The sequence below is a fragment of the Frondihabitans sucicola genome (genome assembly GCF_030296615.1).
GTDB lineage: Bacteria > Actinomycetota > Actinomycetes > Actinomycetales > Microbacteriaceae > Frondihabitans > Frondihabitans sucicola.
Map to the genome: position 1 here is coordinate 1,424,309 of NZ_AP027732.1, position 14,201 is coordinate 1,438,509.

At 69.1% G+C, this 14,201-nt stretch carries 13 protein-coding genes, 1 tRNA gene and 2 pseudogenes; 6 read left to right on the plus strand and 10 right to left on the minus strand.

Annotated features, from left to right (window positions below; genetic code table 11):
* Window positions 1-23 precede the first annotated feature (23 nt).
* The 5 genes from QUE79_RS07470 to QUE79_RS07490 all read right to left on the minus strand — a co-directional run bounded on the left by QUE79_RS07470 (window position 24) and on the right by QUE79_RS07490 (window position 6,008).
* Window positions 24-1,004, minus strand: coding sequence for an NAD-dependent epimerase/dehydratase family protein (locus QUE79_RS07470; RefSeq protein WP_286346116.1), 981 nt, complete (start codon window positions 1,002-1,004; stop codon window positions 24-26).
* Window positions 1,001-3,682, minus strand: coding sequence for an alpha/beta fold hydrolase (locus QUE79_RS07475; protein WP_286346117.1), 2,682 nt, complete (start codon window positions 3,680-3,682; stop codon window positions 1,001-1,003). The genes QUE79_RS07470 and QUE79_RS07475 overlap by 4 nt, the downstream gene beginning before the upstream one ends.
* Window positions 3,679-4,701 (minus strand): 3-oxoacyl-ACP synthase III, encoded by a 1,023-nt coding sequence (locus tag QUE79_RS07480; protein WP_286346118.1) that lies wholly within the window; start codon window positions 4,699-4,701, stop codon window positions 3,679-3,681. Before QUE79_RS07480 ends, QUE79_RS07475 begins: the two co-directional genes overlap by 4 nt.
* Window positions 4,702-4,812: 111 nt before the next feature.
* On the minus strand, window positions 4,813-5,454 hold the full coding sequence (locus tag QUE79_RS07485; protein ID WP_286346119.1) for a M15 family metallopeptidase: 642 nt from the start codon (window positions 5,452-5,454) through the stop codon (window positions 4,813-4,815).
* Window positions 5,455-5,935: 481 nt separating this feature from the next.
* A tRNA-Thr gene (locus tag QUE79_RS07490) sits at window positions 5,936-6,008 on the minus strand.
* 95 nt (window positions 6,009-6,103) lie between these two features.
* On the opposite strand from QUE79_RS07490, the gene QUE79_RS07495 reads away from it, so the two are divergent.
* Entirely contained in the window at window positions 6,104-6,289 is a 186-nt protein-coding gene (locus QUE79_RS07495; RefSeq protein WP_286346120.1) for a hypothetical protein, read from the plus strand.
* A 27-nt stretch (window positions 6,290-6,316) separates the two neighbouring features.
* On the opposite strand, the gene QUE79_RS07500 is transcribed toward QUE79_RS07495, so the two are convergent.
* Window positions 6,317-6,874 carry a nitroreductase family protein gene (locus QUE79_RS07500; RefSeq protein ID WP_286346121.1) on the minus strand — a complete coding sequence of 186 codons (558 nt, stop codon included), beginning with the start codon at window positions 6,872-6,874 and terminating at the stop codon, window positions 6,317-6,319.
* On the minus strand, window positions 6,874-7,275 hold the full coding sequence (msrB, locus tag QUE79_RS07505) for a peptide-methionine (R)-S-oxide reductase MsrB (protein ID WP_286346122.1): 402 nt from the start codon (window positions 7,273-7,275) through the stop codon (window positions 6,874-6,876). The genes QUE79_RS07500 and msrB overlap by 1 nt, the downstream gene beginning before the upstream one ends.
* Window positions 7,276-7,407: 132 nt before the next feature.
* On the opposite strand from msrB, the gene QUE79_RS07510 reads away from it, so the two are divergent.
* The 5 genes and pseudogenes from QUE79_RS07510 (at window position 7,408) to groL (ending at window position 11,610) form a co-directional block, all read left to right on the plus strand.
* Window positions 7,408-8,394, plus strand: coding sequence for a DUF2332 domain-containing protein (locus QUE79_RS07510; RefSeq protein ID WP_286346123.1), 987 nt, complete (start codon window positions 7,408-7,410; stop codon window positions 8,392-8,394).
* An 84-nt stretch (window positions 8,395-8,478) separates the two neighbouring features.
* Window positions 8,479-8,751, plus strand: a complete 273-nt coding sequence (locus QUE79_RS07515; RefSeq protein ID WP_286346124.1) for a DUF3263 domain-containing protein — start codon at window positions 8,479-8,481, stop codon at window positions 8,749-8,751.
* Between the two features lie 29 nt (window positions 8,752-8,780).
* Window positions 8,781-9,398 (plus strand): LytR C-terminal domain-containing protein, encoded by a 618-nt coding sequence (locus QUE79_RS07520; RefSeq protein WP_286346125.1) that lies wholly within the window; start codon window positions 8,781-8,783, stop codon window positions 9,396-9,398.
* Between the two features lie 201 nt (window positions 9,399-9,599).
* A pseudogene (locus tag QUE79_RS07525) lies at window positions 9,600-9,802 on the plus strand (cold-shock protein).
* A gap of 188 nt (window positions 9,803-9,990) precedes the next feature.
* Window positions 9,991-11,610, plus strand: coding sequence for a chaperonin GroEL (groL, locus tag QUE79_RS07530; protein WP_286346126.1), 1,620 nt, complete (start codon window positions 9,991-9,993; stop codon window positions 11,608-11,610).
* Window positions 11,611-11,755: 145 nt separating this feature from the next.
* Here the strand turns inward: groL and QUE79_RS07535 are convergent, their stop codons facing one another.
* The 3 genes and pseudogenes from QUE79_RS07535 to QUE79_RS07545 form a co-directional block, all read right to left on the minus strand.
* Complete coding sequence (locus QUE79_RS07535; protein WP_350271685.1) at window positions 11,756-12,211, minus strand: sensor histidine kinase; 456 nt, start codon at window positions 12,209-12,211, stop codon at window positions 11,756-11,758.
* 292 nt (window positions 12,212-12,503) lie between these two features.
* Window positions 12,504-13,412 (minus strand): annotated as a pseudogene (locus QUE79_RS07540) (HAMP domain-containing protein); the annotation flags it as partial.
* 40 nt (window positions 13,413-13,452) lie between these two features.
* Window positions 13,453-14,145 (minus strand): response regulator transcription factor, encoded by a 693-nt coding sequence (locus tag QUE79_RS07545; protein WP_286346127.1) that lies wholly within the window; start codon window positions 14,143-14,145, stop codon window positions 13,453-13,455.
* Window positions 14,146-14,201 lie beyond the last annotated feature (56 nt).

Below are 14,201 nucleotides of genomic sequence, written 5' to 3' on the forward strand. Positions count from 1 at the left end.
AGGAGGGGAAGGGGCGGGCAGGATCAGCGGGAGGCGGCCGCGTACGAGGCGGCGAGGCGCGCGAAACCCTCGTCGAGCGTCACCGCGGGTGTCCACTCGAGGTCGCGGCGGGTGCGACGCTGGTCGAACCAGTGCGACGTCGAGAGCTGCTCCGCGAGGAACCGGGTCATCGGCGGCTCGTCGGCGCCGGGCCGGAAGCGCCAGCCGAGTTCGATGAGCGAGCCCGCAGTGCGCGCCAGGCCAGCCGGGACGCTCCGAGTCGGGGGTCGGACGCCCGCGGCCAGGCAGATGCCGCTGAGCAGCTCGGCCACCGGCCGCGGCTCTCCGTTCGTGAGCACGTAGGCGTTGCCGTGCACGACGTCGGCGCGCTCGAGCGTCTGCGCGATGCCGGTTGCGGCGTTGTCGAGGTACAGGGTGTCGATCAGGGCGGTTCCGTGGTCGAGGAGCGGCAGACGTCCGGCGCGCGCGCGATCGACGATGCGTCCGACGAGCTGGGTGTCACCCGGTCCCCACACCAGGTGAGGGCGAACGGCCACCACGCGGAAAGCAGGATCGTCGGCGGCCAGCGCCACCCGTTCGGCTTCGGCCTTGGTGCGCGCGTACTCTCCGCGCGCTCGCCGCGGGTCGGCCGGGCGCGCGTCGTCGCCGACGATCGACGTGCCCGAGTGCGCGACCGACGGGGAGGACACGTACACGAAACGGGAGACCCCGCCGGCTCGGGCCGCGTCGAGGAGGACGGCCGTGCCACCGACGTTGACGGCCGCGAACTCGGCGGGGTCGCCCGCGAGCGACACCCTCGCGGCCAGGTGCACCACGGCCTCGACACCGTCGAGGGCCTGTACGACGGCGGCGGGATCCGTGACGGAGCCCGTCGCATCCTGCGCGCCCTCGATGCCCGACGGACGGCGCTGGAAGGTGCGGACCTCGTGCCCACGGCGCAGCAGCTCCGCTGCCACCGATCCGCCCAGCAGGCCGCTCGCGCCGGTGACGAGGACGAGGGTCACGGGGCGACCAGGTCTCCGCCGGCCAGGACCGAGTCGGCCCAGCGGCTGAGTCGCGTGCGGTCGATCTTGGAGTTGTGGCGGACGTCGGTGGGCAGACGCGGGACGACGAGGACCGCGGCGACGGGCACTCCGGCTGCGGCTCGTACCTCGGCGGCGAGGGCCGCGTCGGCGAGAGCCGGGCGCTCGGTGCCCGGTGCGGTCTCGGCGACGACGACGACCTGCTGGGTGCCGATCGGTCCAGCTGCGACGGCGGCGGCCCGGCTGATCCGCGTGACGCCCTCGACGCGCTGCTCGGGTTCGACAGGGGTGACGACCCCGCCCGCCGTCACGATCACGTGCGGGAGACGCCCCTCGACCCAGAGGCGGCCGTCGGCGTCGAGGTGGCCGACGTCGCCCGTCCGGTGCCAGCGGTTCGTCGTCTGGCCGTTCTCGGCCGCGCGCGCGTGCTGCTCCGCCCCGCGTCGAGCAGCACGGCCGGTCAGCCAGAGGCGGTCGTAGTGGTCGAAGACGTGGGCGGCGGAGACGACGATCTCGCCGGTGACGCCCTCGGTCTCCCCGAACGAGTCGGACGAGGACCCGTCGTCGGCCAGCGGAGCGATCCTGATTCGCACCCCCGCTGCCGGTCGGCCGACGCAGACGCCGCCGACTTCGGGCAGTGCGCGGATCTCGTCGAGGGAGACGTCGGTCAGCAGCAGCCCCTCCGTCATGCCGTAGGGCGTGTGCGCGCTCGCGTTCGGCATCAGCTCGGCCGCCGCCTCGAGGAGCGGTAACCCCACCGGCGCTCCCGCCGAGAGGAACGTCTCGACCGTGCGCAGGGCGTTCTGCTGCCAGGGGTCGAGCGCGTCGGAGGTCGCCACGACATTGGCGAGCGCCGCGGGCGACAGGAAGACGACCGTCGCGTCGATCTCGGCCGCGGCATCGGCAACGGCCGTCGCCGTGAGGGTCTTCGGCGAGGTGACGTCCATGTCGGGCGTCACCGAGCGCGCGCCCAGGGCAGGCCCCAGAAGGGCGAACGGCGCGAATCCGGCCACGAGGCCCGTGTCGGGCCCCACGTCGTACGTCTCGGCGAGGGTGCGGCAGACCGCGGCCAGCTGGCCGTGGCTGTACACCACGCCCTTCGCGGGCCCGGTCGAGCCCGACGTGAAGAGGATGGCGGCAGGATCATCCGCGGCTGGTCCGGCAGGAAGGGGCCGGGAGTCCGCGGCGCCGACGGACATCAGCTCGGGCAGCGAGTGCGTCACGCCGAGGGCGATCCTCGTGGCCGCGGGCAGGCTCGTGACCGAGATCTTCTGCCCCGGCCACCCCAGCGCCCTGGCAGCGGACAGCCCGGGCAGCGCGCCGATCACGTGCGCCGGCCAGGCGCCCCGAACGGCTCGGGTCAATCCCTTCACGCCGAGCCCGGCGTCGGCGACCACGACGACGGCGCCGATGCGCAGGCAGGCGTACAGGGCGATCGTCAGGTCGACGCCCGGGGGCACGAGGAGCGAGACCCGGTCGCCGCGCGCGACTCCGGCACCGAGGAGCCCTTTGGCGAGCCGGTCGACGCGCTGGCCGAGGGCTCGCCAGGAGACGACGCGGGGCGCGGCGTCGACGTCACCCCGGCGGGGCATCTCGACCACGGCTGTCGCGTCGGAGGAGCGTCGCGCGTCGAGGGCGGCGAGGAGGGAGACGGACGAGACGTCGTCGGGTTCGGCGGGGGCGGGATCCTGCGCTCCCCGGCCGAACCGGTCGCCCAACCAGGTGAGGGCCGCGGCAGCGAAGTCGACGTCTTCTGCGACGAGGTGCCCGGCGCCCTCGAAACGATGCACGTCGGCCCGCGGGAGTCGCGACACGAGGTCGTCGAGGTAGCGGTCGCTGAAGATCGGGTCTCGCGGCCCCCAGAGCATCAGGGCCGGGACGTCGACGGAGAGCAGGGCCTCGGCCACGCGACGCCGCTCGGGGTCGCTCGGGTGGCTTGCGCTCGCCGGGATGTCGGCGACGAAAGCGCCGATACCGCCCCGTCGCGAGGCACCGCGGTAGGGCGCCCGGTAGCCCTCCTTCACGTCGAGGGCGAGAGCAGGATGGCCGAGGGCGAGCGTGGTCTCGAGGAACGCCGGCGTCGAGACGGTGGCCTTTCCGAGCACACCCCGGCCGAGGGCGAGGCGGAGCGGCGCCGGGATCTTGGACGACTCCGGCTGGTGGACGGCCGTGTTCAGCAGCATGATTCCGGCGAGGAGGTCGGGATGGTCGACCGCCCAGCCGAGGGAGATGACGCCGCCCCAGTCGTGGCCGAACGTGACGACCTTTCCGGTCAGTTCGAGGGCGTCGGTGAGGTCGGCGAGGTCGCCGATCCTGAGGGTCAGGTCGCGTTCGACGGCGGTGCGCTCGGAGAAGCCCATGTCGAGTTGGTCGACGGCGATGACGCGCCAGGCGTCGCCGCCCCTCAGGGCCTGGTCGGTTGCGCCGGAGACGAAGGAGCGCCAGAGGAACGACCAGGTCGGGTTGCCGTGCACGCAGAGCACGGTGCCGATCGGCGCGATGCCCTCGCGCTCGAGCACGGGACCGTTGTCGAGGACGTGCCAGGTGCGCGCCGCCGCAGGGACGAGACGCGAGAGAGCAGGATCGAGCCCCGGCAGCCCCGCGGGAGGGAGCGACGCCGGGGCGGGCGCCTGGGCTGCGCGAGGCAGGCGGGAGTTCACCAGGCGAGCTCGGTCATCGCGGTGTTGATACCGGAGCCGACGCCCATGAGCAGGACCCGGTCGCCCTTGCTGAGCGTCTGCGACTCGCGTGCCAGCGTGATCGGGATCGAGGCCGATCCCACGTTGCCGAGCGTCGGGTAGGTGAGGGGGACGAGCGCCCGATCGATCCCGGCGGACTTGACGAAGTCGGCGGTGTGGATGTCGGACACCTGGTGCATGACGTAGCGGTCCATGTGCGCCCAGTTCCACTCGAGCTTGGCGTCGCTCCAGGCCTGGACCACGAGCTCCATGCCGTGCTTGAGCAGGCCCTTCGCGTCGGTGAACATTCCGTTCACGGTGCCGACGCAGAGGTCGTTGTACTGGCTGGCGGAGCGGGTGATGCCACCGACGATGCGGTGCCCTTCGGGGTGGAGGTCGGCTCGGCCCAGGACGGCCGCGGCCGCTCCCGATCCGAGCGTGAGCGACGCGAACTCGCTCATGAAGTCTTTCCGAGCGATGTTGCCGTTGAGGAGGCGGTCGACGGTGTTCGTCTGCACGTCGTCGAAGTCTTCGCCGTCGATGATGATCGCGTAGTCGACCTGGCCCGCGTCGATGAGCGACGCGGCGAGGTTCATGCCGTTGACGAAGCCGAGGCATGCGTTGGCGATGTCGAAGTTGAGAGCGGCGGAGCCGAGGCCCAGGCCGTCGTGCAGGTGGACGGCGACGCTCGGCTCAAGGTTGCGGCGCGTGATCGACGTGTTGATGAGGAGCCCGACCTGGTCGGGACGGATGCCCGCCTCGGACAGGGCGCGCTTGCCCGCCTCGATGGCAGCCTTCTCGAAAGTCTGCGTGTCGCTCCAGTTACGGCGCTCGAAGACTCCGGCCACCCTCTGGAGCAGCCCTTTGGGCAGTTTGAGGCGTTTGAGGACGGGTTGAAGTCGTCGATCGAGTTCGTCGGAGGTGGTGACGCGGTCGGCCATGATGCTCGTGACCGACAGGAGGGCGACATTCTTGTGCCGCGTCGTTGCATTTCCGTCCAACGGGACTCCCTATCGAGTTTTCTCGGGTCGTTTTGTACCCCCTCGAGTTTACGACCGAGTCAACTGGATAAGTGCCTGAAGCTTTCCCCCGCGCATGCCTGATGCGGCATACTACTTCTTCTTTTTCGCAATCGGGGTGAACTCGAAGTGCCAGGGCTCGCCGAAGGTGTTACCGATCGGGTACCAGCCGTACTTGGGGCCGTTGGCGTCCGCCCATTTCTTCTCGGTGCTTCCCGCCTTGTTCACGTTCGCGCCGAAGTCGACCGCCAGGGCCCAGCCGTGAACGGAGGTGCCGGGAACGGCCGCCACCGAGGTGTGGGGTTTCTGGACCCAGTACTTGCCGGCCCACTCGACGTCCTTCTTCTGCGGTGTGCTGTGCGCCGTGTAGCGCGAGGTGAAGATCGACTTCTGGGTGTCGTAGGTGCGGTAGCCCTCCGTGACGCTCAGTGGTTTCTTGAACTTCGTCTTGAACGCCGAGGCGAGAGAGTTGTAGGCCGTGGCGGCGTCGGGGCGGAGCCACCCGTTGGAGACCTTGGACAGCGACGTCAGCGGAATCTTGCCGTTGGGGTAGCCGCCCCAGGATTTGCTCGCGGCGTCGGCCGGAGTCGCGGAGGCACCGAGGACGAGGGCGAGGGACGCTGCTGCGGCGATGGCGGCCACGGCCAGCCGGCCGCGGGCGCTGCGCGTGCCGCTGCCCGCGCCGCTGCGGTCGCTCGCGCCGCTCGGGGTCGTGGTCGGGGTCGATGTGATCATGCTTCGACCCTCGCATCATCCTTCCGGATGATCTCCCCCAGAGAAGGTCGCCCCAGAACGGGGGCGTGCCCGGCGTGTCACCGTTTCCGCCCGCCCGCCGCCGCTAAAGAACGCCCCAGCGCCGCCACCGCCCGGGCTTCACTGCGGTCGCTCGGCGGCGACGCCACATCTTGCCCCCACCGTGGCGGCACTGCAGGGGTCTCTCCGCGGACGCCCTGCGGGGACGCCACCCCGCAAGCCCCACGCGCCGGCGCCCCAGAGGTCTCTCTGCGGACGCCCTGCGGGGACGCCACCCCGCAAGCCTCACGCGCCGGCACCCACTCCATCTACGAGCAACCCTTGCGGGCTGGCGGCGGGGACGCCAGCCCCACAGACTTGGCAGCGGGGACGCCACCCCGCAAGCCTCACGCGCCGGCACCCACTCCATCTACGAGCAACCCTTGCGGGCTGGCGGCGGGGACGCCAGCCCCCAAAAACACAGGGCCGACAGCGGGACTTGAACCCGCAACCTGCTGTTTACAAGACAGCTGCGCTACCAATTGCGCCATGTCGGCAAGTGCGAACAGTCTAAAGGACGCCCGCCGTGTGCGACGAGGTCGCGCGAGGGCATACCCTAGGAGAAGCGTTCGTAGAGTCTCGAGGAGCCAAGTTGTCCAACATCGTCATCGCCGTGGTCGCCATCGCGCTGTTCCTCTTCGGAATCCTGTGCTTCGGTCTGGCCTTCCAGGTCGATGAGGCCTGGCGTTTCTTGACGTTCCTCGGCGGCATCCTCGCGTGCACGGCTGCGCTCTTCATCCCGATGACGTTCATCGGTCGTAGCAACCGATCCTGGTAAGGCCCTCTCGGCGCCGAAGGGTCGCAGCTACAGGCTGCTGACGAACCGGGCCGCGTCCAGCGGCTTCCGCGGTTTCTCGTCGCCTTCGATGCCGCCGACGTACAGCCAGCCGAGCAGCTTCTCGCCGTCGGCCAGGCCGTGTGCCGCCGCCACCTCGGCCGACCTCGTCCAGATTCCGGTGCGCCACATGACGCCCCATCCCGCTTCGTCCAGCAGCAGGCTCAGCAGGTGAGCCACGCCCGAGGCGACCGACTCCTGCTCCCACTCCGGAACCTTGCGGCTCTCGCGCGGTGAGAGGACCACCGCCAGAAGCAGCGGCGCTCGCAGGGGTTTGCCGGCGAGTTTGTCGGCGGCGTGGCCTTCTGCACCCCCTGCGACGGCGATGGCGCGGCCGACGCGCTCGCGCGCTGCACCGCGGATCTCGATGATCCGCCACGGTTCGAGGCCCGAGTGGTCTGCCACCGTGCCTGCCGCGGCGACGAGCTCGAGGAGCTCGTCGTGTGTCGGAGCCTCGCCGTTCACCTTCGACCGGGAACGCCGGCGGAGCGCCGCCTCGCGAACGGGCGCGCGTCCCGCTTCGCCCACTACTCGCCGGCCTCGAAGCTGAGGGACAGGCTGTTCATGCAGTAGCGGTCGCCGGTCGGCGTGCCGAAACCGTCGTCGAACACGTGGCCCAGGTGCGAGCCGCAGTTCGCGCAGCGGACCTCGGTGCGGACCATGCCGAGCGACTTGTCTTCGATCAGTTCGACGGCCTCCGGGCGGACCGACTCGTAGAACGACGGCCATCCGCAGTTCGAGTCGAACTTCGTACCGCTCTTGAACAGCTCGTTGCCGCAGGCGGCGCAGGTGTAGACGCCGGCGCGGCTCTCGTCGAGCAGTTCGCCCGTCCACGGGCGTTCGGTGGCGGCCTGCCGCAGAACGGCGAACTCCTCGGGGCTCAGCTCTTCGCGCCACTCTGCGTCTGTCTTCTCGACCTTGTACTCCACGAGGTGCTCCTTCTTCGGTGTTCGTTGCCGCGTTGCGGGTCACTCCGGACCCACCCCATTCAACACGGAGCGGGGCCCGATGATTCCGTGAGTCGACCGGGTGCACGCTGTGCGTAACCCTAGGCTGGACGCATGACCACGGCCGAACGGTTTCGCGAGTTCGCAACCGCGGCGGCCCGTCAGAACTCTCCCCTCTACGCGGAGTGGGCCGACCGGATCGTCGTCGACGACGTGATCCTGCGCCTCATCGATCAGGCGCGGCCCGGTCAGCGCCAACCCGTGCTCGTGTTCGCCGTCGCGCGTCTGCTGGGCGCACCCGAGGCGCCCTACGAGGCCCTGCACGAGTGGCTGATCGCTCACCGCGAGGCCTTCCTCGCCGAGCTCGACGTGCGCCTCACGCAGACCAACGACGTCCGTCGCGTGGCGCCGGTCGCGCTCGCGCTCGCCGAGGCCCGACTTGACGGACCGGTCGCCCTCCTCGAGGTCGGCGCGGCGGCCGGCCTCGGGCTCTACCCCGACCGGTACCGGATCGACGTCGCGAGTGCGAGCGGCTCCCGCACGCTGGGTGATCCGCAGAGCTCTGTTCGTCTCACCCTCCGCGTCGAGGGCGAACCGAGGGGCGCGCAGGATCCCCGGGCACTGCCTTCGATCCGACACCGGGCCGGCCTCGACGTGGCGCCCCTCGACGTGCGCCGCGCGGCCGACGCCGTCTGGCTCGAGACGCTGCTCTGGCCGGGCCAGGGTGACCGTGTCGCGCTCCTGCGATCCGCGGTCGACGTGGCGCGGCGTGATCCTGCGGCGATCGCTGCCGGAGATGCCGTGGACGGCCTCGACTCGCTCGTGTCCGGCGTTCCGGCCGGGATCACGCCCGTCGTCGTCACGGCCGGAACCCTCGTCTACCTCCCGGGCGCCCGGCGTCAGGAGTTCGTCGACGCCGTCGCTCGACTCGGTGTCCGGTGGATCTCGTACGAGAAGACCGGCCTGCTCGCCGGGATCCACGCGACCCTCGGCGATCCTGCGCGCTCGCTCACCGGGTCGGAGCACTTCGCGACCCTGGCTCTCGACGGACGCGCCCTCGGCACGGGCGACGCTCACGGCACCCGCCTGAATCGGCCGTGACCGCCCCGATCGTACGCACCACGCCGTGCCTGCGCGATCCTGCCCGCCCGTGACTCTAGGCTGGCCGGGACCGAAGGGCGGCTCATGCGAGAAGACGAGGCAGGTGTGCTCGGTTCCCTCAGCGAACGCGATCGACGCATCCTCGATTTCGAGCAGGACGCCCCCGTCTCGGTGGCCCGCAAAGAGGCTGCCATCCGCAAAGAACTCGGTCTCACCGCACCGCGATATCAGCAATTGCTCGGTTCGCTCATAGAAAAACCCGCTGCACTTGCCTACGCGCCCATGCTCGTCGCGAGACTCCTGCGTCTCCGCGACTCGAGAGCCGCAGCGCGCAGCGCCCGCACCTTCGGGCACTGACCCGCCGACCCACGGAAGACCGCTAAGCCATGGCCAAGTTCCCGCCCGATCGTTTCGACGGGGTGCCCGACTCCCTCCTCCGCGTGGGTGCGCATCGCTCCGGCAAGCGCCGCCACTCGGGCTGGATCGTCTTCGCCTGGGCCGCCCTGGCCTGTGGCGTCATCGTCGCGGTGGGCATCGGCGCGCTCTCGCTGTCCAACAACAGCTTCCAGTTCACCGATCCCGGGGCCGGCTCGACGTCGGGCTCGTCGTCGTCGTCCTCGTCGTCGTCGTCGTCGTCCTCTTCCTCGTCGTCCTCGTCGAAGACGCCCAGCTCGACTCCGACTCCGACGACCGCGCCGCTGCTCGACCCGTCGAAGATCCCGTCCACGACGACGATCACGATCCTGAACGCGACCACCACGGCCGGACTCGCTGCGAACGCCGGCACGGCGCTCAAGAACGGCGGCTGGACGGTCGGCAACGAGGGCAATGCGTCGAGCAACGTGGCGACGTCGGTCGTCTACTACGACAACTCCGACGCGCTCAACAAGTCGATCGCGCTCGGAATCGCCCAGAAGCTCGGGATCGCCACGGCAGAGCAGAGCACCGCTTTCCCGGGGGCCACCATCACGGTCGTCTTGGGATCCGACTACAAAGCCCAGTGACGTCGTGATCCTGGCCCGTGCGTGACAGGAAATGACGAGTCAGGTTACGGCCGTGTTAAGAAGCGCTCGTTTTGGTTCGCCCGGCCCTGTTTTTTACCGTCGGGGTACAGTTTTCGGCCCGTTTCTTCATTACTATCTGGAACCAGTCGGCACTCCGCAACTGGGCTGGTGCCGCATGTCACACAGCTAGAGGAGTACGAAATGGCCAACGGGACCGTGAAGTGGTTCAACGCTGAAAAGGGCTACGGTTTCATCACCGTCGAGGGGGCGGACAAGATGTCTTCGTTCACTACTCGGCCATCGACATGAGCGGATACAAGGTTCTCGAAGAGGGCCAGGCTGTCGTGTTCGAAGTCGGAACCGGCAACAAGGGCCCCCAGGCCGAGGCTGTCCGCCTCGCCTGATCGGCACTCGCGTAAAGGCGTCGCTCCCCGTGGGGCGGCGCCTTTTCGCATCTCCCCAGAGCCTCCCGACAGCACTTGCACTCGTTACGGCAGAGTGCCAGAATCAATTGGCACTCACGCGCAGTGAGTGCCAAAGCTTCTGCCGGGGTTCATCCACCCCACGACGTCCGGGAGGGACGAAAAACCACATGGCTAAGATCATTGCTTTTGACGAAGAGGCCCGCCGCGGCCTCGAGCGCGGCCTCAACATCCTGGCCGACGCTGTAAAGGTCACCCTCGGCCCGCGCGGCCGCAACGTCGTTCTCGAGAAGAAGTGGGGCGCACCCACGATCACCAACGACGGTGTCTCCATCGCTAAAGAGATCGAACTCGACGACCCCTACGAGAAGATCGGCGCCGAGCTGGTCAAGGAGGTCGCGAAGAAGACCGACGACGTCGCCGGAGACGGCACGACGACGGCCACCGTCCTCGCCCAGGCACTCGTTCGCGAGGGTCTCCGCAACGTCGCCGCCGGCGCCGACCCGATCAGCCTCAAGCGCGGCATCGAGAAGGCCGTCGCGGCCGTCTCCGCGCAGCTGCTCGAGAACGCCAAGGAGATCGAGACGAAAGACGAGATCGCGGCTACGGCTTCCATCTCGGCTGCTGACCCCACCATCGGCGCGCTGATCGCCGAGGCGATCGACAAGGTCGGCAAGGAGGGTGTCGTCACCGTCGAGGAGTCGAACACCTTCGGCACCGAGCTCGAGCTCACCGAGGGCATGCGCTTCGACAAGGGTTACCTGTCGCAGTACTTCGTCACCGACCCCGAGCGCCAGGAAGCCGTCTTCGAAGACGCCTACATCCTGATCGTCAACTCGAAGATCTCGAACATCAAAGACCTTCTGCCGATCGTCGACAAGGTGATCCAGTCGGGCAAGCAGCTCCTGATCATCGCTGAAGACGTAGACGGTGAGGCTCTCGCGACCCTCGTCGTCAACAAGATCCGCGGCATCTTCAAGTCCGTCGCCGTCAAGGCTCCGGGCTTCGGCGACCGTCGCAAGGCCCAGCTCCAGGACATCGCCATCCTCACCGGTGGCCAGGTCATCTCCGAGGAGGTCGGTCTCAAGCTCGAGAACGCCACCCTCGACCTCCTGGGCCGCGCCCGCAAGGTCATCATCACCAAGGACGAGACCACCATCGTCGAGGGTGCTGGCGACGAGGAGCAGATCGCCGGCCGCGTCCGTCAGATCCGTTCCGAGATCGAGAACACCGACTCCGACTACGACCGCGAGAAGCTCCAGGAGCGCCTCGCCAAGCTGGCCGGTGGCGTCGCCGTCATCAAGGCCGGGGCCGCGACCGAGGTCGAGCTCAAAGAGCGCAAGCACCGCATCGAAGACGCCGTCCGCAACGCGAAGGCAGCCGTCGAAGAGGGCATCGTCGCCGGTGGTGGCGTCGCCCTCATCCAGGCCGGCAAGACCGCTCTCGCCACGCTCGAGCTGGTGGGTGACGAGGCCACGGGTGCGAACATCGTGCGCGTCGCCATCGACGCTCCGCTCAAGCAGATCGCCTTCAACGCCGGCATGGAGCCCGGCGTCGTCGTCGACCGCGTGCGCAACCTCGAGGTGGGCTGGGGCCTCAACGCCGCCACCGGCGAGTACGTCGACATGCTGGCCGCCGGCATCATCGACCCCGCCAAGGTGACGCGCTCCGCTCTGCAGAACGCTGCTTCGATCGCCGGCCTCTTCCTCACCACCGAGGTCGTCGTCGCCGACAAGCCCGAGAAGGTCCAGGCTCCGGCCGGCGACCCCACGGGTGGCATGGACTTCTAAGTCCGAGCTGATTCAGGCCCAGGCCGGTTCCCCTTCGGGGAGCCGGCCTTCGTCGTCGACGGGTGGTGGTGGCGTGGCGATGCAAGGTCGCCGGGCGGGGCAGCGCGGGAAGCGGGCCGGACAGACGCGGCGGCGCGGTAGCGGGTTAGGGGCGCGGCTCGGGGAGCAGCGGCAGCGAGACGCGGAAGGTGGCGCCGCCGCCCGGGGTGTCGAAGACGTCGACATCGCCGCGGTGTGCCGCGACGATGCCCGACACGATGGCCAGGCCGAGTCCCGAGCCGCCCGTGTCGCGTGTCCGTGACGTGTCGGCCCGCCAGAAGCGCTGGAAGATCTTCTCCCGGATCTGGGGCGGGATGCCGTCGCCGTGGTCGATCACGTCGAGTGTCGCCATGCCGCGGACCGGGTCGGCCTGCACGGCGAGCTCGATGGGCGAGTCGGACTCGGTGAATCGCATCGCGTTGCCCATGAGGTTCGTCACGACCTGGCGGATCTTGTTCTCTTCGCCGAGCACCACGGGGCTGATGGCGCGCTCGTCTGCGGCGTCGAGACGCGGGAGCTCCTCGGGCGGGATGCCCGCGGCCGTGGCCCGGGCGCGTCGCATCCTGAGCCTGGCGAGAGTCGCCCCGGCGAAGGCGATGGGGCCGGTGGCGCCGACCGGGGAGACGTCGGCGCCTGCGGGGGATGACGTACTCTTCGGTGGTCGCGGCGCCCGGGGCCACCGGCTCGCGGACGATGACGCGGATCTCGCGGTCGGTGTTCGAGGCCATGGTGTCGAGGGCGGAGTCGCGGGCGATGGTCACCAGGTCGACGGGACCGAGTTCGAGCGGCTTCGACTCGTCGAGGCGGGCCAGCTGCAGCAGGTCTTGCACGAGGCCACCCATGCGGATGGCCTCCTTCTCGATGCGGTCCATCGCCTGCGCCACGTCTTCGGGCTTGGTCAGGGCGCCCATGCGGTAGAGCTCGGCGTAGCCGCGGAGCGACACCAGCGGCGTGCGCAGCTCGTGACTCGCGTCGCCGACGAAGCGTCGCATCTGGTCGATGGTCTTCGCGCGGTCGTCGAAGGCCGAGTCGATCCGGGAGAGCATCGTGTTGAGAGAGCGGTTGAGCCGGCCCACCTCGGTGTTCGGGGACGTCGTGTCGAGGCGCTGGCTGAAGTCGCCGTCGGCGAAGCGCGCCGCGGTGTCTTCGACGTCGCGGAGCGGGGCGAACGTGGAGGTGACGAGGAGGCGGGTGATCGCGGCCCCGAGGACGACGACGGAGAGACCGAAGCCCAGGAAGATGTAGGTGAAGCGGGCGATCGTCGCGTTGGTCGACGCGAGGTTCTGGCCCGTGACGACGGTGAGCGCCTCCGTTCGGTCGGTCGCCGTGTTCGTGATCGCCGTGTGGACGGCGTAGAGGCGCCACTCTTCGGTGTGCGACTTGTTGTAGCCGTTGAAGGCGTCCTTGTGCGCAGCGGTCGCGCGCTCGGTGAAGGCCGGCAGGTACGGCGCGGAACTCGTGGAGTCGAGGTCTCGGATGTTGGTGCAGAGCAGCGTGCCGTCGTCGGCCACGATCGCGATGTAGGCGCTCTTCGCGATGCCGAAGTCGGCCGAACAGTGGTCGCTGTCGCCGTTGTACTTCGTGATGGCCTTCGAGGCCGTCGTCAGGTCGCGGTCGACCTGCCCGTAGAGGTAGGTGCTCAGCACCGTCATCGTGCCCAGGCCGGCGACGAGGAGGCCGAGCGTCACCAGACACACCGTGATCCCGGTGATCTTGGTGCGGATGGAGATCTCGTTCCACCACTGCGACAGACGTGTGTGCATGACCGCGTCAGATTAGCGGAGGTGGCTGGACGAACGCGGGCTACGCCTTGGCGGCCTTCAGCATGTAGCCGAAACCGCGCTTGGTCTGGATGATCGGCTCGGCCGAGAACTGGTCGAGCTTGCGCCGCAGGTACGAGATGTAGCTCTCGACGATGCCGGCGTCGCCGTTGAAGTCGTACTCCCACACGTGGTCGAGGATCTGGGCCTTCGAGAGCACGCGGTTCGGGTTGAGCATGAGGTAGCGCAGCAGCTTGAACTCGGTCGGGCTGAGCTCGATGGCGGTCTCGCCGATGGTGACCTCGTGGGTGTCCTGGTCCATCGTCAGTTCGCCGGTGCGGATGATGGCGTCTTCGTCTTCGTTCATCGTGCGGCGGAGGATGGCCTTGATGCGCGCCACGATCTCGTCGAGGCTGAACGGCTTGGTGACGTAGTCGTCGCCGCCGACGGTGAGGCCGGTGATCTTGTCTTCGGTGTCGTCCTTGGCCGTCAGGAAGAGGATCGGCGAGGTGTAACCGGACGAACGAAGGCGCTTGGTCACGCCGAAGCCGTTCATGTCGGGCAGCATGACGTCGAGGATGATGAGGTCGGGCTCTTCTTCGAGGACGGCCGAGATGGCCTGCGCCCCGTTTCCGACCGCGCGCACCGCGAAACCGGCGAACCGGAGGCTCGTGGTCAGGAGGTCGCGGATGTTGGGCTCGTCGTCGACGATCAGAATCTTGGGGCCATCACTCATAGGCCCAAGTATCTGCGCGCCGTCTAAGCGTTTCCTGAGAGTCGCGCGTACGCCGC

Bases quoted from the DNA above. Each gene is read 5' to 3' on its own strand.
- QUE79_RS07485 (WP_286346119.1), bottom strand. From the start codon at position 5,454: ATGATCACATCGACCCCGACCACGACCCCGAGCGGCGCGAGCGACCGC.
- QUE79_RS07510 (WP_286346123.1), top strand. From the start codon at position 7,408: ATGACCACGGCCGAACGGTTTCGCGAGTTCGCAACCGCGGCGGCCCGT.
- QUE79_RS07515 (WP_286346124.1), top strand. From the start codon at position 8,479: ATGCGAGAAGACGAGGCAGGTGTGCTCGGTTCCCTCAGCGAACGCGAT.
- QUE79_RS07520 (WP_286346125.1), top strand. From the start codon at position 8,781: ATGGCCAAGTTCCCGCCCGATCGTTTCGACGGGGTGCCCGACTCCCTC.
- groL (WP_286346126.1), top strand. From the start codon at position 9,991: ATGGCTAAGATCATTGCTTTTGACGAAGAGGCCCGCCGCGGCCTCGAG.
- QUE79_RS07535 (WP_350271685.1), bottom strand. From the start codon at position 12,211: ATGCGACGCGCCCGGGCCACGGCCGCGGGCATCCCGCCCGAGGAGCTC.
- QUE79_RS07545 (WP_286346127.1), bottom strand. From the start codon at position 14,145: ATGAGTGATGGCCCCAAGATTCTGATCGTCGACGACGAGCCCAACATC.